This is a genomic window from Pseudomonas sp. PMCC200344 (assembly GCF_030053095.1).
Classification (GTDB): domain Bacteria; phylum Pseudomonadota; class Gammaproteobacteria; order Pseudomonadales; family Pseudomonadaceae; genus Aquipseudomonas; species Aquipseudomonas svalbardensis.
Map to the genome: position 1 here is coordinate 4,427,162 of NZ_CP125618.1, position 19,427 is coordinate 4,446,588.

The window sequence follows — 19,427 nt, forward strand, 5'->3', positions numbered from 1 at the left end:
GTATGTTTTTTTCAAGGTGGGTTTGACTATGTCCGTTTCCTCGATAGATGCACCGGCTCGCGTCGACACGCTAGCCATCGCTCATCATCAATCCAGTCGCCGCAAGCGCTGGGTTTCGATCCTGCTGCTCTTGCCGCTGCTGGCTTACACCTGTGTTTTTTTCGCTCTGCCGATCGGCATGATGTTCTATCGGGCCGTCAGCAACCCCGAACTGTTGCAAGCCTTCCCCCAGGCCATCTCCGCGATGGCCGACGAGCAGGCAAACGATTCAACCGCGCTGCCGGGCGACCGGGTGTTCGATTCGCTCGAGCAAGACTTCATCAACGCCCCGAGCAACGCGGTCATGGGTGAGGCGGCACGACGTCTCAACTATGAAAACAGCGGTTATCGCTTCCTGGTCATGAACACCGCCCGCACCTACAGAAAACCGCTGGGGACCCCGGGCAGCCAGAGCGCCCGCGAGCGTTTGGCCGCCATTGATGAACGTTGGATTTCACCCCAGTTATGGGAGGACTTTCGCCGCGCTTCCCCGGCCTACACACCGTATTACCTGCTGGCCGCCCTGGACTTGAAGCAAACGGATCAAGGCATCGCGCCGGTCGAAGAAAGCCAGCGGGTGTACCTGGACCTGACCTTCAAGACCCTGAAAATCGCCCTGATCGTCTCACTGTTGTGTCTCTTGCTGGGCTTTCCGTTTGCCGCGTTGATGGTCAAGGCTTCACCGGCCCTGCAAGTCCTGCTGTTCCTGGCGGTCATGCTGCCGTTCTGGACCTCGTTGCTGGCACGAACCACGGCCTGGATCGTGGTCCTGCAGGACAAAGGCATCGTCAACACGTTACTGCTGCGCCTGGGCCTGATCGATAACCCGCTGCCGATGATTTTCAATCTGCCCGGCGTGTACATCGTGATGGTGCACATCCTTCTGCCGTTCAGCGTGCTGCCCCTGTACAACGTGATGAAAAACATCCCGCCACATTTCATGCGCGCCTCGGCCTCGCTCGGCGCTCATCCTGTACGCGGGTTCATTCGTGTTTACTTGCCCATGACCTTGACGGGAATCGGTTCCGGCACCCTGCTCACGTTCATCGTCGCAGCGGGTTACTACGTGACACCGACCCTCGTGGGCAGTGCACGCGAACAGATGCTCGGCTATTTCATTGCGTTCTATACCAATACCACGGTGAATTGGGGCATGGCCTCGGCACTGGGGCTGGTGCTGATTTCCTGCGTGATGGTCATTTACCTGCTGGCCGCGCGCCTGGTAGGTATTCGCCAGATTGCCGGCCTGCGCTGAAGGAGCTCTCATGAACCATTTCATACAGGCTTACCTCGCCCGCAAGGCTCACCTATTGTTCGGCCTATTGATGAGCATTTTCATGATCGCGCCCTTGTTGGCGGTGGTCCCGATTTCATTCAGCAGTGGCACGTTCCTCTCCTATCCGCTGCCAGGACTGTCGCTGCAATGGTATGAACGGGTATTCACCAGCGGCCCCTGGATGCAGGCGCTGAGCAACAGCCTGTGGGTCGGCATCGCCTCGACGCTGTTGGCGACGCTGCTGGGCACGCTGGCCGCGCTTGCCTTTGCACGACACAACCTGCCGGCCGCCAGCGGAATGCTCGGTCTGCTGATTTCACCGATGATTTTCCCTCCGGTGATCTCCGGGCTGGGCATGTATTTCCTCTTCGGCAAACTGGGCCTGACCGGAACCCTGTTCGGTCTGATTCTGGCCCACACGGTACTGGCCACGCCTTTCGTCCTGATCAGCGTAGCCGCCAGCCTTCAGGGTTTCGACATGACCCTGCTCAAGGCCGCCGCCATGTCCGGCGCCTCGCCGGCGCGGGCCTTCACAGGCATCGCTTTGCCAATCATCGCGCCCGGCGTGATATCGGGCGCACTCTTCGCCTTCATGACATCGTTCGATGAAATCGTCGTGGTGCTGTTCATCGGAGGCCCCAGCCAAAGGACCTTGCCTCGCCAAATGTTCGATGGCATACGCGACACCATCGACCCCTCGATTCTCGCCATGTCGACATTGTTGTTACTGGTGGGCATCGTCGGGCTTATGACCACTACCTGGCTGACCTTGCGTGCACAACGCACCGCTCGCCAACTCAAGGAGCAATAACGGATGAGCATGTATATCGTGACCGGCGGCACCCAGGGCATCGGCGCCGCCACCGTGGAGCAGTTGATCGGCCAAGGCTTGTCGGTTGTGTTCACTGGACGAGATGTCGATGCGGGGGAACGGCTCGTCCAACGCCTGCCGGGCAGCACGTTCGTGGCGGGTGATGTGCGGCAAGAGGCCGATTGTCAGCGAGTGGTCGATCGTGCACTGGAACTGGGCAACGGCTTGTTGCAAGGTCTGGTCAACAACGCCGGCATGGCCGGACGCAAGGCGCTCACGCAGACCTCGCAGCTGGAATGGGACACCATGTTTGAGGTCAACACCCGCTCGGCATTTTTCTTTATCAAGCATGCCTTGCCCGGCTTGCAGGCAGGTAATGGAGCGGTGGTGAATGTGTCGTCGATCGCTGGCAAGGCCGGCGAAGAGGGACTGGCGACTTACTGCGCCAGCAAGGCCGCATTGATCGGCCTGACTCAGGCACTGGCTCTCGAATATGGCGCAAGCGTGCGTTTTAACGCGGTTTGTCCCGGCCAGATTGCCACCCGCATGATGGGCGCGATTATGCAGGACGCACCTCGTCTTGCCGCCCTGACTGCACGGATCCCCGCCGGTCGTCTGGCCGCGCCCGAAGAGGTGGCCCAGGCGATTTGCTGGTTACTGTCGTCGGCGTCCAGCTATGTCAACGGTACGGTGTTGACGGTGGACGGTGGCGAGACAGCAGGGCTGAGAACCCCGCCGAGTCACACCGCGCAAGCTTCCCGCTAATACACGTCGTCATTCTTCGCGAGCAACGCGGGAGCGAAACTGCCCGCGATTGCTGTGCGTCAGGCTGCATCTTTATCGAACAACCACCTGACGGCCGGGAGCAAAAATCAATCGCCACCAAATATTGCCTGCGCCATATTGCGTGCGTAATAAAGACCCGTTTCCCACAGATAGTCTCCATACCCAGCCTTGAACCCGACCTTGCTGTCCCGGTGAGCACACCCAAGCCTCCCCTTCTCAAACGGTTGATCTTGCTGACGGCGGTCATTGCTGCCCTGGTGTTCGCCGGGCTGTACGCGACTAACTGGTGGACCGCCGGCCGTTTCATCGAAGAAACCGACGACGCCTATATCGGCGGCGATGTGACGGTGATCGGGCCGAAGGTGGCGGGTTACATCGAAGAGGTGCTGGTGACCGACAACCAGAAGCTCAAGGCCGGCGATGTGTTGATTCGTCTCGACTCCCGCGATTACCGCGCCAACCTGGCCAAGGCCGAAGGCGCAGTGGCTGCCGAAGAAGCGCTGCTCGCCAATCTCGATGCCACCGAACAATTGCAACACGCGGTGATCGGCCAGGCCCGCGCCGGGATCGATGCCGCCGGCGCCGAAACCGCCCGTTCCCGGGATGATGATGCTCGCTACAAAAAACTGGTCGGCAGCAATGCCGTCTCGGTGGAAAGCGCCCAACGCGCCAACGCCACCTTCAAGACCGCCCAGGCCCTCAGCGCCCGGGCCCAGGCTGAATTGCTCGCCGCGCAACGTCAGCTGAACGTGATCGCAACCCAGAAACAACAAGCCCGCGCCGCGCTGATGCAGGCTCTTGCCGAACGTGATCTGGCACAGTTGGACGTGGGTTACACCGAACTGAAGGCCCCGGTGGACGGCGTGATCGGCAATCGCCGGGCGCGGGTCGGCGCTTATGCACAGACCGGTTCGCAACTGCTGTCGGTGGTACCGGCCAGTGGGCTGTCGGTCGATGCCAACTTCAAGGAAGATCAGCTATCGCGAATGACACCGGGGCAACGGGTAATCATTCATGCCGACGTGCTCTCGGGGCAGGAATTTCACGGTCATCTGGACAGCCTCGCGCCGGCCAGTGGTTCGCAGTTCAGCGTGCTGCCGCCGGAAAACGCCACTGGCAACTTCACCAAAATCGTTCAGCGGGTGCCGGTGCGCATCGTGCTTGATCCAGCCGATGGCGTGCTCGGCCATCTGCGTCCGGGCCTGTCGGTCACCGCTGAAGTGGACACTCGCAAGGAACCTGCAACCCCCGGCCGTGGCCAGCGCGCCATGAGCCGCGCTCTCGCCGCCCCCGCACAGCCGTTCAATGCCGCCGACATGGCAACGGCGACCAAGGTTTTCGCCTTTGCCACCCTGTGCATCGGCATGTTCATTGCGCTGCTGGACATTCAGATCGTCTCGGCCTCGCTGCGTGATATTGGCGGCGGGCTCTCGGCCGGTACCGACGAAACGGCGTGGGTGCAAACCAGTTACCTGACCGAAATCATCGTGATCCCGCTGTCCGGGTGGCTGTCCCGAGTGTTCTCGACGCGTTGGCTGTTCTGCGCTTCAGCGGTGGGTTTCACCCTGGCCAGCCTGCTCTGCGGAGCGGCCTGGAACATTCAGAGCATGATCGCCTTTCGCGCCCTGCAAGGGTTTCTCGGCGGTTCGATGATCCCGCTGGTGTTCACCACCGCGTTCTTTTTCTTCACTGGCAAGCAACGGGTGATCGCGGCTGCAACCATTGGCGCGGAGGCCTCATTGGCTCCGACCCTGGGCCGGTAATCGGCGGCTGAATTACCGACATTTCATCCTGGCACTGGCTGTTCTATATCAATCTGGTGCCGGGGATTTTCGTCGCGGGGGCGGTGCCGATGCTGGTGAAAATCGACCAGCCGGAATTGTCGCTGCTCAAAGGTGCCGACTACGTGAGCATGGTGTTCATGGCGCTGTTTCTCGGTTGCCTGGAATACACCCTCGAAGAAGGCCCGCGCTGGAACTGGTTCAGCGACAGCACGATTCTGACCACGGCATGGATCAGCGGACTGGCCGGCCTGGCGTTCATCGGTAGAACCCTGCACGTCGCCAACCCGATCGTCGATTTACGCGCCTTGAAAGACCGTAACTTCGCCCTTGGCTGCTTCTTTTCGTTTGTCACCGGGATCGGCCTGTTCGCCACCATTTACCTGACGCCGCTGTTTCTCGGCCGGGTGCGTGGCTATGGCGCACTGGACATTGGTCTGGCGGTTTTCTCCACCGGGGTGTTCCAGATCATGGCGATTCCGCTGTACGTCTTTCTGGCCAACCGCATCGATCTGCGCTGGATCATGATGATCGGCCTTGGGTTGTTCGCGTTGTCGATGTGGGATTTCAGCCCGATCACCCATGACTGGGGGGCCAAGGAATTGATGTTGCCGCAAGCGCTACGCGGGATTGCCCAGCAACTGGCGGTGCCGCCGGCGGTGACGTTGACCTTGGGTGGTCTGGCACCGGCGCGGCTCAAACACGCGTCGGGATTGTTCAACTTGATGCGAAACCTTGGGGGTGCCATCGGCATTGCCGCGTGCGCGACCATTCTCAATGACCGCACCAACCTGCACTTCACCCGGTTGGCGGAAAACCTCAACAGCACCAATGAAGCACTGAATCAGTGGCTGTCCCAAGTCGGTAACAACTTCGCCGCCCTCGGCCAAAGCGGTGACGCGGGCGTCAGCGCCAGCCTGCATCAGCTTTGGCTGCTGACCTACCGCGAAGCGCAGACACAAACCTACGGCGACGCATTCCTGATGATCATGGTCTGCTTCATCCTTGCCACGGCGAAGGTGCCTTTAATGCGCAAGGTGCAACCACCGGCCGCCCGAGTGCGGATGCTCATTGAGTCTTGGGCTGCTCCCAAAAAAATCAGGCCTGAGGCATTTTGCGGAAGCCTACCGCCAGACGGTTCCAGCTGTTGATGGTGGAAATCGCCATGGTCAGGTCGACCATTTCCTTGGGCGTGAACTGCGCAGTGGCCAGTTCGTAATCTTCGTCAGGGGCATGGGTCTGGCTCAGCAGCGTCAAGGATTCGGTCCAGGCCAGCGCAGCACGTTCGCGCGGTGTGAAGAACGGCGTTTCACGCCAGACCGACACCCCATACAGCCGACGCTCGGTTTCGCCACCCTTGCGGGCATCGGCGGTGTGCATGTCGACGCAGAAGGCGCAGCCATTGATCTGGGAAGCACGCAGCTTGACCAGTTCAATCAACGATTTTTCCAGTGGCAGCTTCGAGACAGCGGTTTCCAGCGCAATCATGGCTTTGAGTGCTTCTGGGGAAGCAGTGTAGAAATCAATACGCGGTTGCATGGGGGGTTCCAGTCAAAAGGGTGGGGAGCTACGTTAATCCCGCACTGACCTGCAGCAAATAGCCAATTATTGGGAAGATGAGGATGCCAATGGGCGGGCTTGAAAATAATCTATAGGGGTAATTGCCATCACCGCACTGACACCACTAGAATGCGATTCATTCTTGATAGCGCGGCCAGGATGCCGGAAACGAGTGCCTCCTGCCCATGTCGTCCTCATCCGAAATGCCTGTGCCAGCGGCTACTTCGCCGAATTCCGAATCGCGTTGGCACCTGGAAACCTTATTGTGGGAAATGCCGGAACAGGCACGCGAAGCCTTTTTGCTCGCCCAGATTCATGGACATGGCCGCGCCCGGATCGCAGCACGGCAGTCGGCGCATAAAAAACCGATAACCCGTCGACAAACCCTGGCTTATCTAGCCTTGCTGTTGATCGCCGGCCCCGTCGGCATGATTTGGCAACATGCGCCGTTCGAGTACTGGAACAGTCATGACCGTACCCTGGTCGGCACACAACTTGTTGGCCAGGCGCCGGCTGCCGACTCACTCGATTGCACCCACGCCCATGACCTTCAAGCCCCTACGCTCGATTGCGCAGCCACTGCAAAAATCCCTTCTTCTGCACAACCCTAGGCGCTTCCTGAGTCAACGTCTGAGCCTTGTTCAAGCGGAAATCCAGCAACGCCTTCATCGCTTCGCCGATGTCATGTCGCGCATCCAGACACGGTTTGAGGTACTCCTTCTCGATCCGGTACAAGCTGCAGAACGTCTTGGCGCTGAAGTCCGCCGGTAGCGCCGTATCGGACAAAATCCCGCCCTCGCCGATCACCTCACCCGGCCCCATGCGCCCGGACTCGAACTTGACCCCACCACGGCTCAGCTCCACCGACACGACGCCGGATTCGATGATGAACAAATGATCGCTGACCTCCCCCGCCGGCAGGATCATTTCACCGGCGCGGAAGTTTTGCAGGGTCATGTTCTGGCTGAAGGTTTCTTTCTCTTCCTGACGCAGGGTCGAGAAAATGTTCGAGGCGTCCAGCAATGCCCGTGGCCGTGACAGGTTGGCAGGTGCATTGGGTTCTACGTTCGACAACAGGCTGACGCCGCTGGCCTGCAAGTGCCGGAATGCCAGGTCGAACAGTTGATTACGGACCATGCGCTTCTGGTCCATGGAGACCACGAAACCACTGATTTCGTATTCCACGCCGGTGGCGCTGGAGCCTTTCAACGCTACACACGGCGCCGGTTTGTTCAATAGATAACGGCACCCCTCCATCGCCCGCTCCAGCGCTTCAATGACGGTTTGCGGACGCGCGTGCGGGCTCAATTGCAAGCCGATGGAGACGCCAAAAATGTCACTGGGCCGGCTGAAATTAATGATCTTGGCCTTGGCCGCCAGGGAGTTGGGGATCACCGCCATGCTGCCCTGGGCCGTTTGCAGGCGCGTCGCGCGCCAGTCGATATCGGTGACCCGACCTTCGGTTCCGTCGATCGAGATCCAGTCATCCAGTTGATAGGGTTTGGTGGTGTTCAGGACGATCCCGGAGAACACGTCGCTGAGGGTACTTTGCAAGGCCAGGCCGACGATGATCGCCAACGCGCCGGAGGTCGCCAGAACGCCCTTGACCGGCAGATCGAGTACGTACGCCAAAGCCGCGATAATCGCGATCAGGAAAATCACCGCGCCGAGCAAATCCTGCAGCAAGCGCCCGGTGTGCCCGACCCGTTGCATCATCACCGCGCCGATCAGCACCGTCAGGGTGCGCGCGCCGAACAGCCACCAGCCGATCTGCAATCCGGTGGCCGCCAGGTGCAGAGGGACGTTGTCGGCCCAGGGCGCCGGTTCCATGGGGTTCAAACCTTCGTTGAACAACAGGACACTGAACAACAAAAAAATCACCAGCCGCACCACCAGTTTCCAGTTGCTGCCATTGGCACTGAGCAGGCGCCATAGCCCAAGATCTATAAGGATCAAAATCATCGCGCAGATCAACGGGTGATCGGTAAGCAGTGACAGCATCAAGCAACTCCAGCGAAGGCCAATGAACGGAAGATCGCACACATTTCCCTTGTGGAGTTATAGCTTTGAAAAACAAAAAAGGGCCTCGAATGAGACCCTTTTCTATTCATCGATCCAACATTACTTGCTGTTGGTCAGCGCGTTGTAGCTGGTAAACAGGTTGCGGTAGTCCGGGATGTGGTTGGAGAACAAGGTGCCCAAGCCTTCCACGTCGTTGCGCCAGTCGCGATGCAGCTCACAGGCCAGGCCGAACCAGGTCATCAACTGTGCGCCGGAGGCCGACATGCGGTCCCAGGCCGATTGACGGGTCAGTTCGTTGAAGGTGCCTGAAGCGTCAGTCACCACGAACACCTCGAAGCCTTCAGCCAGTGCCGACAGCGCCGGGAACGCCACGCACACTTCGGTCACCACGCCGGCGATGATCAGTTGTTTCTTGCCGGTCGCCTTGATCGCCTTGACGAAGTCTTCGTTGTCCCAGGCATTGATCTGGCCAGGACGGGCGATGTACGGCGCGTCCGGGAACAGCGCCTTGAGCTCGGGCACCAGCGGGCCATTGGGGCCGGTTTCGAAACTGGTGGTGAGAATGGTCGGCAACTTGAAGTACTTGGCCAGGTCAGCCAGGGCCAACACGTTGTTCTTGAAACGGTCCGGGTCGATGTCGCGCACCAGTGAAAGCAGACCCGCCTGGTGATCAACCAACAGAACGACGGCGTTATCCTTGTCGAGACGTTTGTAAGAGGTCGTCATGGGAGTAATCCTCGCTTTTTATCGATGCCGAATGGGCCGGCGTGAGAGAAACCTGATAGTTCGTTAAAACGCGGCCAAGCAAGGGTAGTCACCCTCGCCCGGCACGCCACAGCGTTACAACTATGAGTTCAACCGCTCATCCGACCGAACCGGCCTGACTGGAAGTCAGCAAAGGCCTGGTGGATTTCCTGCTCGCTGTTCATCACGAACGGGCCATGGCCGACGATCGGCTCGTCGATCGGCTCGCCACTGAGCAGCAACACGACGGCATCGTTATTGGCTTCCAGGCTGAGCTGCTGGCCATTGCGTTCGAACAACGCCAACTGCCCTTCGCGCACCAGTTCCACACCGTTGACCTGAACCGTGCCACGCAACACGACCAGTGCCGTGTTACGACCTTCGTGCAGGTCCAGGGTCAGCAACTTGCCGCCGTTGAGGCGCAGGTCCCATACGTCAATCGGGGTATACGTGTGCGCGGGGCCGGTGTGGCCATCGAACTCACCGGCGATCAAGCGCAGGCTGCCGGCCTGGTCCTTGAGCGGGATGCTCGGGATGTCGCCATCGAGAATCGTCTGGTAACCGGCGTCGGCCATTTTGTCCTTGGCCGGCAGGTTGACCCACAGCTGAACCATTTCCAGGGTACCGCCGGTTTTGGCGAAACCTTCTGAGTGGAACTCTTCGTGGAGAATCCCGGAGGCTGCGGTCATCCATTGCACGTCGCCTGGGCCGATCTTGCCGCCGCTGCCGGTGGAGTCGCGGTGTTCCAGTTCGCCCTTGTAAACGATAGTCACGGTTTCGAAACCGCGGTGTGGATGCTGGCCAACGCCACGACGCTCGGTGGTCGGGGTGAATTCAGCGGGACCGGCATGATCGAGCAGCAAAAACGGGCTGATGTGCTTGCCCAGGTTGTCGTAGGAAAACAGCGTGCGAACCGGAAAACCGTCGCCGACCCAATGGGTCCGTGGGCTGGTGTAGATACCGATGATGTTTTTCATTCCGCCTCCGAATCTGGTGTGTGACGCGATGGACAAAGCTTAAAACTGAACCCTTTGATGCACTAGACTGCAAAAATCAGCCTTAGCGTTCTATATGGAGAACGATGGTGGAAGACCTCAACACCCTCTACTACTTCACCCAAGTGGTGGAGCACCACGGTTTCGCCCCGGCCGGTCGGGCGCTGGACATGCCCAAGTCGAAGCTGAGCCGGCGCATTGCCGAGCTCGAAGAGCGCCTCGGTGTGCGCCTGCTGCACCGCACCAGCCGGCATTGTTCACTGACGGAAATCGGTCAGGCCTATTACCAGCGTTGCCTGGCGATGCGCGTGGAGGCCGAAAGCGCTGCCGAACTGATCGAACGCAACCGCTCCGAACCCCAGGGCCTGGTGCGCATCAGTTGCCCGACTGCGCTGCTCAACTCCTGGGTCGGGCCGATGTTGACCCGCTACATGCTCAAGTACCCGCTGGTGGAGTTGTTCATCGAGAGCACCAACCGCCGGGTCGACCTGATCCACGAGGGGTTCGACATCGCCCTGCGGGTGCGCTTTCCGCCGCTGGAAAATACCGACATGGTGATGAAGGTGCTGGGCAACAGCACCCAGTGCCTGGTGGGCAGTCCGGCCTTTGTGTCGCGCCTGTCTTCACCGGCCTCCCCAGCTGACCTCAGTGGGTTGCCGAGCCTGCACTGGGGCGCGGCGCAGCGTGAATATCAGTGGGAATTGTTTGGGGCCGATGGCGCCAGTGCGGTGATTCGGCATGCGCCACGAATGGTCACCGATGACCTGTTGGCGTTGCGTCACGCCGTGGTGGCCGGGATCGGTATCGCTCACCTGCCCAGCGTGGTGGTGCGCGATGACATTGCCGCGGGCCGTCTGGTGGAACTGGTGCCGGGCTGGGCACCCAAATGCGGGATCGTGCACGCCATCTTCCCTTCACGCCGTGGGCTGCTGCCGTCGGTGCGTGCATTGATCGACTTTCTGGGCGAGGAATTCAGCCACAGCGATATTGCTTAGAAGCCCGTACACACTCCATGTAGCTGGCCGAGGGGCGGATTTATGACGTGGATGGGCGGTTGTACGCGACGGGGTCGACCACCTGCATGATTCTTGAGGCGCGGGGGTAAGGCTTTAAACCGAGTCGCGGCCTTCGCGAGCAACCTCGCTCCCACATTGGATTTGCGTACACCACAGATCCCCTGTGTGCGAGCTTGCTCCGGGCGGCGTTCCGACGAAGGCGCCAGATCAAACACCACAAAGCCTTCTGCCACCCCGATTCATGACTTGCGGTAAACATTGCTTTGCCGATCCAGCGGTTTTTCTCATGGGATGGCGCGGGTACAATCCCACGCCTCATAGTGAGTGGCAAAGGAAGTGCGGGTTTGAAAGGGATTTTGCGTGTTGGCTGTCTGGCGGGCCTTGTCGTCATGATGGCCGGTTGTGGAACCATGATCGGGCGCGTCAGCAATGGCATGTCGGACGTGGCTTACTACAAAGGCGTCGACGGCGGTTTGCAGCTCCTCGGCGTGACAGGAAAGGAAAGCAAACCCGCGGCGATCATCTGTTACATCATGATTGTCTGTCCGCTGATCACCGTCGTGTCCCTGCCGGTAGACGCCGCACTCGACACCGTTCTGCTGCCAGTCGACTACGTCAACACCCTCTGAAGTCGGCCCTCCGTTTATCGTCGAGGGCGTTTGGCCTTCGGTTTCTGCGCGGGCTCCTGCACTTTGCGATAAACCCACACCCCGAACACGCCAATAAGCAAAATAAACACGGTTCCTATGCATTGCGACACGAACTCGACCCAGAACCGTCGTGGATGCAAGGCCAGCGCATAGGTGTCGCGCGGGCCGCGGTTGTTGGTGGTGATGGAGCCGCTGATCCAGCTGTCGATCAGCATGTAGATCGAGGCACCGATGGCGAAGGCAATCAGCACGCCAACCAGCACGGTCAGCCAAAACGTCACGCGGCTTTGGCGTTCAGGAGAGCGCCGGTTCTTCCTGTTGCTCAATCAGTGGTTGTCGCACATTCGACGGTCGCCCGGCGAGGTGCGCACACTCGGCAATCACCTTCAGAATCTCGATCACGCCAGGGGTCAGCGCTGTGCCAAGGCAGATGCGCACGCCTGTGGTTGCATGGCCATCGGCGAAAAAGATCCCGCTGCCGGCCACGTGGCATCCGCGTTCGGTGGCCAACTGTTGCAGTGCGGGCATGTCGGTGTGCCCAGGCATTTCGATCCAGTGGATGAAGCCTCCGCGCGGTGGCACGTACACGGTTCCCGAAGGGAAATCTGTGCGCACCAGCGCTTCGACAAAGCTCGCCAGCGATGACAGTTGCGACCTGAGCCTGGCGCAGTGTTCTTCCATGTAGCCGCGCCCGATAAATTCGTTGAGAACATTTTGCGCAAGGCTGGAAACCGCCAGGTTGCGCGAAAACATTTGCGCAAGAATGGCATTGCGGTACTTGCCGGCCAGGCACCAACCGACGCGATAACCGGGTGCGATGGTTTTGGAGAATGACGAACAGTAAATCGTCTGCCCGCTGGTGTCGTAGCTCTTGATGGCGCGCGGGCGCTCTGTTTCCGGCACCAGGTCGAAGAAAATGTCGTCCTCGATAATCGGCACGTCCGCTTCGCGCGCGATCTGTGAAAGTCGTGCGCGCGTTTCATCGGGCATGATGAAACCACGGGGATTCTGCAGGGTTGGGTTGAGAAAGATCACCGCGACCTTTTTCAGTTTCAACGCTTCTTCGAGGTGATCGACGTCCAGGCCCAGTTTGCCGTGAGTGCGGATCGGCAGGGCGCGCATGCCCAAGCGTTCGATGGTCTGCAAGATGCCGTAATAGGTCGGCGTTTCGATGGCGACCGTAGCGCCTCTTGGCGCGACGGCTTCGAGGGCCAGTTCCAGGGCAATGGTGTCACCCGAGGTCACGAGGATATCGTCCGGCCCGCAGACCACGCCGCGAGTCAGCATCAGCCCGGCGATGCGCCGTCGCAGCGCCGGCAGGCCCGGCGGCGCGACCAGTCCGGTCAGCGAGTTGTCAGCCTTGCCGGCCAGCACTGAAAGGCATTTGTTGAGGAGCACATTCGGTGTGAGGTCGCTGTGCAGGACGGCCGAGTTCAACGACGCGGTGGTCCGCGAGGCCGCTTGGGAGAGCATTGCGACCACCGCATGATTGATGTTGACCGTGACACTGGAGAAATCAAACCCGCTGGCGGGTTTGGCCTGCCCGGAGGCCGAGACGAAATAGCCTACACGGGGGACGGTCGACACATAGGCATCGGCTTCTAGATCAGCCAAGGCACGCTGAACGGTAGTGATGCTGGTTTCAAACATTCGCGCCAGGGTGCGGATCGAGGGCAGTTTTGTTTCGGCTGCCCAATCACCACTTTCGATCTGACGAATAATCCAGTCCTTGACTATCCGCCAGCGTTTGTCCGGTAAATCAAACCTGTCCATAAGTTCTCTGTTATTTCTCGAAACAATTCAGAGAAAGTAGAGCAAAACGACTCCCGTTGCAGCAACTATGACGATGTTGAGGGCGACCAGTCCGAAGGCGAATCGAATCAGGTTGTTTTCTTCATGCCGATTGGCGCCCGCCAGCCCGGTGATCAGCGACAGAATCGACAGCGACCCCAGTGCACCATGCCCGGCGGCACTGTTGACCATCGCGGCCAGCCACGCCCCGTGTTCGCTGGTCAGCGCGGCGATGGACGGCATGACGAGGGTGTTGCCGCCGACGTTGGAACCGGTGACGTAACCGGCGATACCCGCCAGCAAGGCGATCGTCGGCGCCAGGGAAATCCCCGACAACGATTGCAGTGTGCGCTGTGCCTCGACGAGGAAACCGGCGTTGACCATCACCTGAGAAAGCAGCAGGAACAGGAAAATCGTCGTGACCGGAAACTTCGCCCGATTGAACAGCGCGCGCCATGGGAAACCCGCTGCGGCGCTTTGTTTGATCGCCATCAGCAGGGTAACAATCAGCAGCGCCAGGCCTGGGGATGCCAATGGCTTCCACGAAACGTGCTCGCCCTTGACGATCCACAGCGCATCCCAGCCCGACATAACAAACAACCCGCGCGACGCCACGATCACCCCCAGCAAGGCCAGATAAGGCCATGCCGCGCTCGGCCAACGCACCAGTTTCTTGCGTTGCGCATACGAGATGCCCAGACCTACGCAGGCCACGGCAAGACCGGCCAGCACACCGGAGACTTCCGGGCCCATCCACAGGTTGATGGAAAACAGCACGGCGACGAACAGCGCCGTCACCACAATCAGCCCGAGCCACGGCGAGACGGTGCGGATGCCGCCCTGCCACATGGCGATGGCGGCCAGGCAGAGGAACACCGGCGCACTGATCAGCGCTGAATGGCTGCCAAGGGTTTCCGCCGGCAAGTGCGCTAGCAACGCGCCGATCACCGTGGCCAGACCCAAGGTGCCCCATGGCATGATGACCATGCCGGCCAGGGCAATTTTCATCCCCGACTGACGCGTGAACAGGCCCATGAGCAAGGGCACGGTAGCGATCAGCGAGACACCGAAACCGGTCATCGCTTCCAGCAGCGGCGCCAGGCCCAGCACGATGAAGATGACTTGTGCCGGTGGTGTCCAGCCGAGCTCCTTGACCCAGGCGCCGATGGCCTGCGGCGCACCACCGCGCTCGACCAGGATGACGAAGGCCAGCCCCGGTACGATCACGCACGCGGTGCTGAGAAACAGGATCGTGGTGTCCTGAAAGATCGCCGCGGTGATCGTCGTGGACACAGGCCCGGCCGCGCCCAATGCCCACAGCACGAGCACCAGCACCACACCCGCCAGCGCGGCTTGTACCGGTGGCCGACGGACGATCAGGATCAATGCGATCACCAGAGCGATCGGCGACATTTGCAACAAGAGAGAGCTCATACACAGTTTTCCTTAACTTAATCGTGAGTCTGCCCGCTGTACTCGGTCGCCCGCATGGACGCGCGCTCACAAAAAGTCTGATACCACTCGGTCAGGCGTGCTTGAGCGGAAAAGTCCGATAGTTGGCGAAAGGCAATCCAGTCGAGCGCAGTCGCCAGGGCAATGTGGCCGATGGTGATCGGGCCGTTGAGGTCGACGTGTTCTTCGATGAAGCGGTAAGCCTCTTTGAGTTTGAAGGCTTGACCGTCGGCGTAGGCCGGATAGCGCAAGGCCTCCGGGCGACGCTCGACTTCCCAACGCAGCTTGATGCCGACATCGCACATGCCCTGCGCCAAGGCCTGAAGGCGCAGCGCCTTATAGCGCTCGGGGCCGCTTGCCGGGATGAGTTTCGGCCCGTCGCTCAGGTCGTCGAGGTATTCACAAATCACGATGGAGTCGAACAGCGCCGTGTCGTCGGGCAGCATCAGCACCGGTACTTTGCCCAACGGGTTGGCCTTGTAGATGACCTCATTAGGCGACGTCGGGCTGGTCTCGTGGTGGATGACTTCCAGGTTAGAAGCAATCCCGAGTTCGTGAGCCAGCACCAGTACTTTGCGGGCGTAGGGCGAATGCGTCTGGTAGAAAAGTTTCATGCTGGAGTACCTGCCTGGAGGATTGCAGTGGCCGCGCGATGGGCGTCCATGAACAGACGCGAGGGCGCACCCGCCGAGGTGACGTAGTGGTTGTAGTAGCAAGAGCCTTCGGCGAGCGGGCCGAGTACCCAGATGTTGCGTACCGGTTCGCCCGAAATCGACTTGGGATGACACGCCGCATCGACATCGATGCCGTCGATACCCGGCTCGTTGCTCCTCGGACGGATCAGGCCCAGTCGCGCGAGATCGCGCACCGGCGCGCTGTCGCTGTTGGTCACGCCACTGCCCTGGACATAGCCGGCAACACGCCGGAAGTTGTCTATCGCAGGTCGTGAGCCGGGCTTGAGGAACGTCAGCAGGCCCGCGTCACACAGGGCGAGCAGGTCGGCGTGGCGCTCTTTCTGCGGGCCGGCGACGAGGCGGTTGATCGCCTTGTGCCAACGGCCGTAGAACTGGCGATGCGAGGCGTCGGTCAGCCCGTCGAAATCCACGGCTTCGCGCAGTCGGTCACGCAGATCGCGCCAGACCTCGATGGCCGCTTTGATCGCTGATTCCCCACGCCCAAGCCGCGATTCGTACAGGTCAGCTTCGATCGTGTCGTAGATCCAGGCGTGATAGTTGTAAGGCGTCACGTCGTCGGGCAGTGCGTGCCAGATCAGCGCCTGCGGATTGATCGAGCCGCAGGTAGCTTCGTAATCGCGCAGCAACGCTTCGCAAGCGACAACCCCGGGACTGCCCGCAACACTGACGGCCCTGAGTTGTGCCAGCACCTGCTCCGGCCCTGATTGGCCGTGCAGGACGGCGACGGCTGCAGCCCGCATCTCCAGCAGCATGAGCGGCAGGATGTCCTGCTCGAAATCCAGTTGTCGGTTTTGTGCATTCGCGCGCAAGGCTTCGATGCGCGCACTCGTCAGCAGCACGGCTTGGTGGCGGGGATTTTCTATCAGGCCATTGGGATGGGTTCGAAACGGCAGCCCGTCCCGCGACTGAATAAAGATCACCGGCTCGCGACCTGACGGTTCATAGGCGTGACTGGCGTCGGCCATCCGCTTGTAGTGTCCGCCCCGTCCAGAGGTGAGCGCCGCCAAGGTGTCCATCGCTCCCAGTCCCAGACCTTCGATCAGCACGGTTTCGCCGGGCTCAATGGCATCGAGGCTGCGAGGCAGCGGATAGATGTTCTCGACGCGTTTGTGATCAGCAGTTTGCAGGCGACCGGTGTGGCCGACCGTCAGGATCAGCTGATCCACCGTCACCGCAGCCCCTGAAGCGCTTTTCAGAAGGTACTGATGATCCTCGTTGCGCTCGACAGCCGTGACGGCTTGTTGATGCAGATTCACGCTCACCCACTGAGGGGCCGTGGCGAAGAATTGCGCAAAGGCGTCAGCCAGGTAAGCACCAAGCAAATGACGCGGCAGGAAGTCCTGCGGCTCGACATCGCGTCCATTGGCGGCGAGCAAGCCGCTGTCCGGATCGACCTTGAGCCGCTGCGCGCGGCACCACGTCAGGAAATCCGGCCCCGATCGTTCCCGCGCATCCGCAAGGTTCCCGAATGCTGCCGCATCCGGGAATACCCCGAGCTGGCCGGCAACGGTGTTGAGCAGCAGGTAGTCCGGTTGGTCCGGCCAATGCGCGCCGCTACCGAGCACATTGGGATCGAAAATGTCGATGACGACGGGTTGCTCCGGGCGCTCTTCAGCAAGGCTCAACAGGCGTTCGAAAATCGACAGCCCGCGCGATCCGCAGCCGACCAGGCCGATGTGCAGAGGCGCCTTCACCATCTGCGCTCCTCCCCGAAGAAGGATGGAATGGCGACAGCCGAACCGTCCTTGACCGCGATGTCGTGGATCATTCGGCCAATCGCCAGATCGAGAATGCCCATGCCGAACGGCGAATAGATCAGCGGTTTGTCCGTGGCGACTTGCAGATCGCCGCGAATCAGCTGCGCCACGGTGCCGGTGACGAACTTGCGATGACCATACTTCTGCTCGGCCAGGTGCGGCGAGGTATTGGCTTTCAGGCAATGGGTGACGTCGTCGAAGTAGTTGTAACTTTCCTCGATGATTTCTGCGCCGATATCACGCAGCGAGATGTTCAGCACGATCTGCCCCGGGCGGAATGTCCCTCTGCCTTTGACATAAGGCTCGCCGGCACTGGTCGCGAACACCACGATGTCGGCGGTCAGTGCGTCTGCAAGCGACAACAGCCGCACATCCGGCAGGCCGAGTTGTTCGCCGAATGTGGCCAGTGCTTGAGCGGATTCGAGGTTGAGGTCATGAATGCCGACACTGTCGAAAGACCAATCGTCGGCGATGAACGTCTCAAGGATGTTACGGGAAATCACCCCGCCACCAATGATCGACAGCCTTGGCGCGCTGCGGCGTTGGCCATTGAGCCACCAGGCGCCGAGCACCGCCGACGCCGCCGTGCGCACCGCGCTGATCAGCGCGCCTTCCAGAAGGGCATAGGGATAGCCAGTGTCCGGTTCGTTGAGGATCAGCACCGCCGACGCGCGCGGAATGCCCGACTTGATGTTATCGGGATAACTGGCAATCCACTTGATCCCGGAGACCGATTGATCGCCCTCGCTGTCGACGATCGCCGCCGGCAAGGCAATGATCCGGTTCGCCGGTTCCGCCGGAAAACGCAGAAAGTAACTGTCGGGATTAACGGTTTCGCCGCGTTCATGGGTCAGGTAAGTCTGCGCGACGATCTCGATGGCTTCCTGACGAAGTCCGTTGAGTATGTCCTTGACGACTGCGCCGGGAATGACGTGGAACGGTTGAATCGAAGTCTGAGTGGTCATTGGGAATTACGCCGAAAGTGCCAGAGCGATTTCTGGGAAAAGTGGATGCAGCGCTGCTGCGCCGATGCGCTGGGAAACCCAGTCGTCGGAATAGATGGTTTCGAGGTAGCGCTCACCCATGTCCGGGGAGATCGCCACAACGACATCGTCGGGACGAATGTTCGGCGCCCATTGCTGGATACCCGCGAGGACAGTGCCGGTGGAGCCGCCGAAGAGCAGACCGTAGCGTTGCGCCAGCCAGCGGCAGACCTTGATCGTCTGTTCCTCGGGAATCGACAGGAAGTCGTGAATACCGGACGGCTCGAATATCTCCGGCAGGCGGCTGGTGCCGAGCCCCGGAATATGGCGCGTACCCCCCGGTAGACCAAACGTGACCGAGCCGACGGTATCGACGGCGATGACTTTGGTGTGCGGATGATGTTCGGCGAAGTAGTTCTTGCAGCCCATCAGCGTGCCGGTCGTACCAGCGCCGACAAACAAGTAATCCACGTGTGGAAACTTATGGGCAATGGACCTGGACGTCGCTTGATAGTGGGCGAAGGGGTTGGTCGGATTCTTGTATTGATTGAGCCAGATGTAGTCCGGGTTTTGCGCGACCATTTGCTCGATCAAACGAATGCGCGAATTAAGGTAGCCGCCGTTCTCGTCACGCTGATCAACCATGATCATCTCGGCACCCAGTGCCTGCATGAGCTTTCTGTTCGGCGCAGAAATATTGGGGTCGATCACACAGACAAACTTGTAACCCTTGGCGGCGCAGACCATGGCCAGCGCGACCCCCAGATTCCCCGACGAAGATTCGACCAGCCGAGTTTTATGGGTAATCCGGCCCTGGTTTTCCAGATCCGTAACGAGGGCGTGGGCGGTTTTGAGTTTTATTGATCCGGCAGGATTCAGTCCTTCGATTTTCAGTTGGATCGTTGCGCTGCAAAGATCCCCAATCTGCACATAACTATCTTCATTGATAAGTTGCTTGATCATACGTCGTCCGTTTCGTCTCTTATGCCGGGCGCACGGGGGCGCCAGCATTCATCCTGGAATGTTTGAAAAGCAGTAAATGCAGTTCGCCTGCTGGGTTTGTTTTTAG

At 60.1% G+C, this 19,427-nt stretch carries 15 protein-coding genes and 4 pseudogenes; 9 read left to right on the top strand and 10 right to left on the bottom strand.

Annotated elements, in window-relative coordinates; all coding sequences use genetic code 11:
* Positions 1-28: 28 nt before the first annotated feature.
* From QFW87_RS20340 to QFW87_RS20360, 5 genes and pseudogenes are all read left to right on the top strand, one after another.
* Positions 29-1,294 carry an ABC transporter permease gene (locus tag QFW87_RS20340; RefSeq protein ID WP_283188704.1) on the top strand — a complete coding sequence of 422 codons (1,266 nt, stop codon included), beginning with the start codon at positions 29-31 and terminating at the stop codon, positions 1,292-1,294.
* A 10-nt stretch (positions 1,295-1,304) separates the two neighbouring features.
* The gene (locus tag QFW87_RS20345; RefSeq protein ID WP_283188705.1) at positions 1,305-2,126 is read left to right on the top strand and encodes an ABC transporter permease; all 822 of its coding nucleotides are present in this window, start codon (positions 1,305-1,307) and stop codon (positions 2,124-2,126) included.
* Positions 2,127-2,129: 3 nt separating this feature from the next.
* The gene (locus tag QFW87_RS20350) at positions 2,130-2,891 is read left to right on the top strand and encodes an SDR family NAD(P)-dependent oxidoreductase (RefSeq protein ID WP_283188706.1); all 762 of its coding nucleotides are present in this window, start codon (positions 2,130-2,132) and stop codon (positions 2,889-2,891) included.
* A 170-nt stretch (positions 2,892-3,061) separates the two neighbouring features.
* A pseudogene (locus QFW87_RS20355) lies at positions 3,062-4,162 on the top strand (HlyD family secretion protein); the annotation flags it as partial.
* Between the two features lie 18 nt (positions 4,163-4,180).
* A pseudogene (locus QFW87_RS20360) lies at positions 4,181-5,768 on the top strand (DHA2 family efflux MFS transporter permease subunit).
* Positions 5,769-5,791: 23 nt separating this feature from the next.
* Here the strand turns inward: QFW87_RS20360 and QFW87_RS20365 are convergent.
* Complete coding sequence (locus QFW87_RS20365; protein ID WP_283188707.1) at positions 5,792-6,232, bottom strand: carboxymuconolactone decarboxylase family protein; 441 nt, start codon at positions 6,230-6,232, stop codon at positions 5,792-5,794.
* A gap of 206 nt (positions 6,233-6,438) precedes the next feature.
* Here QFW87_RS20365 and QFW87_RS20370 point away from each other — a divergent pair, with 206 nt between their 5' ends.
* Positions 6,439-6,864, top strand: a complete 426-nt coding sequence (locus QFW87_RS20370; protein WP_283188708.1) for a hypothetical protein — start codon at positions 6,439-6,441, stop codon at positions 6,862-6,864.
* Here the strand turns inward: QFW87_RS20370 and QFW87_RS20375 are convergent.
* The 3 genes from QFW87_RS20375 to QFW87_RS20385 all read right to left on the bottom strand — a co-directional run bounded on the left by QFW87_RS20375 (position 6,812) and on the right by QFW87_RS20385 (position 9,996).
* A complete protein-coding gene (locus tag QFW87_RS20375; protein WP_283188709.1) occupies positions 6,812-8,254 on the bottom strand; it encodes a mechanosensitive ion channel family protein in 1,443 nt (480 codons plus the stop codon). The two genes, QFW87_RS20370 and QFW87_RS20375, sit on opposite strands and share 53 nt — an antisense overlap.
* Before the next feature lie 120 nt (positions 8,255-8,374).
* Positions 8,375-9,001 carry an isochorismate family cysteine hydrolase YcaC gene (gene ycaC, locus QFW87_RS20380; protein WP_283181041.1) on the bottom strand — a complete coding sequence of 209 codons (627 nt, stop codon included), beginning with the start codon at positions 8,999-9,001 and terminating at the stop codon, positions 8,375-8,377.
* A 128-nt stretch (positions 9,002-9,129) separates the two neighbouring features.
* A complete protein-coding gene (locus QFW87_RS20385) occupies positions 9,130-9,996 on the bottom strand; it encodes a pirin family protein (RefSeq protein WP_283188710.1) in 867 nt (288 codons plus the stop codon).
* 104 nt (positions 9,997-10,100) lie between these two features.
* Between QFW87_RS20385 and QFW87_RS20390 the strand changes: the two genes are divergently transcribed.
* The 3 genes and pseudogenes from QFW87_RS20390 to QFW87_RS20400 all read left to right on the top strand — a co-directional run bounded on the left by QFW87_RS20390 (position 10,101) and on the right by QFW87_RS20400 (position 11,659).
* Positions 10,101-11,009 (top strand): LysR substrate-binding domain-containing protein, encoded by a 909-nt coding sequence (locus QFW87_RS20390; RefSeq protein WP_129437126.1) that lies wholly within the window; start codon positions 10,101-10,103, stop codon positions 11,007-11,009.
* Positions 11,010-11,032: 23 nt separating this feature from the next.
* Positions 11,033-11,119 (top strand): annotated as a pseudogene (locus QFW87_RS20395) (PaaI family thioesterase); the annotation flags it as partial.
* 255 nt (positions 11,120-11,374) lie between these two features.
* Complete coding sequence (locus QFW87_RS20400) at positions 11,375-11,659, top strand: YceK/YidQ family lipoprotein (RefSeq protein ID WP_283188711.1); 285 nt, start codon at positions 11,375-11,377, stop codon at positions 11,657-11,659.
* 14 nt (positions 11,660-11,673) lie between these two features.
* On the opposite strand, the gene QFW87_RS20405 is transcribed toward QFW87_RS20400, so the two are convergent.
* The 6 genes and pseudogenes from QFW87_RS20405 to sbnA all read right to left on the bottom strand — a co-directional run bounded on the left by QFW87_RS20405 (position 11,674) and on the right by sbnA (position 19,321).
* Positions 11,674-11,961, bottom strand: coding sequence for a hypothetical protein (locus QFW87_RS20405; protein ID WP_283181044.1), 288 nt, complete (start codon positions 11,959-11,961; stop codon positions 11,674-11,676).
* Between the two features lie 13 nt (positions 11,962-11,974).
* Positions 11,975-13,453: a PLP-dependent aminotransferase family protein gene (locus QFW87_RS20410; protein WP_283181045.1), complete on the bottom strand. Its 1,479-nt coding sequence runs from the start codon at positions 13,451-13,453 to the stop codon at positions 11,975-11,977.
* A 27-nt stretch (positions 13,454-13,480) separates the two neighbouring features.
* Positions 13,481-14,905: an L-lactate permease gene (locus QFW87_RS20415; RefSeq protein ID WP_283181046.1), complete on the bottom strand. Its 1,425-nt coding sequence runs from the start codon at positions 14,903-14,905 to the stop codon at positions 13,481-13,483.
* 17 nt (positions 14,906-14,922) lie between these two features.
* Positions 14,923-15,537 (bottom strand): glutathione S-transferase, encoded by a 615-nt coding sequence (locus QFW87_RS20420; protein WP_129437132.1) that lies wholly within the window; start codon positions 15,535-15,537, stop codon positions 14,923-14,925.
* Entirely contained in the window at positions 15,534-17,315 is a 1,782-nt protein-coding gene (locus QFW87_RS20425) for an FAD/NAD(P)-binding domain-containing protein (protein ID WP_283188712.1), read from the bottom strand. The genes QFW87_RS20420 and QFW87_RS20425 overlap by 4 nt, the downstream gene beginning before the upstream one ends.
* Positions 17,309-19,321, bottom strand: a pseudogene (sbnA, locus tag QFW87_RS20430) (2,3-diaminopropionate biosynthesis protein SbnA). Before sbnA ends, QFW87_RS20425 begins: the two are co-directional and overlap by 7 nt.
* Between the last annotated feature and the right edge of the window lie 106 nt (positions 19,322-19,427).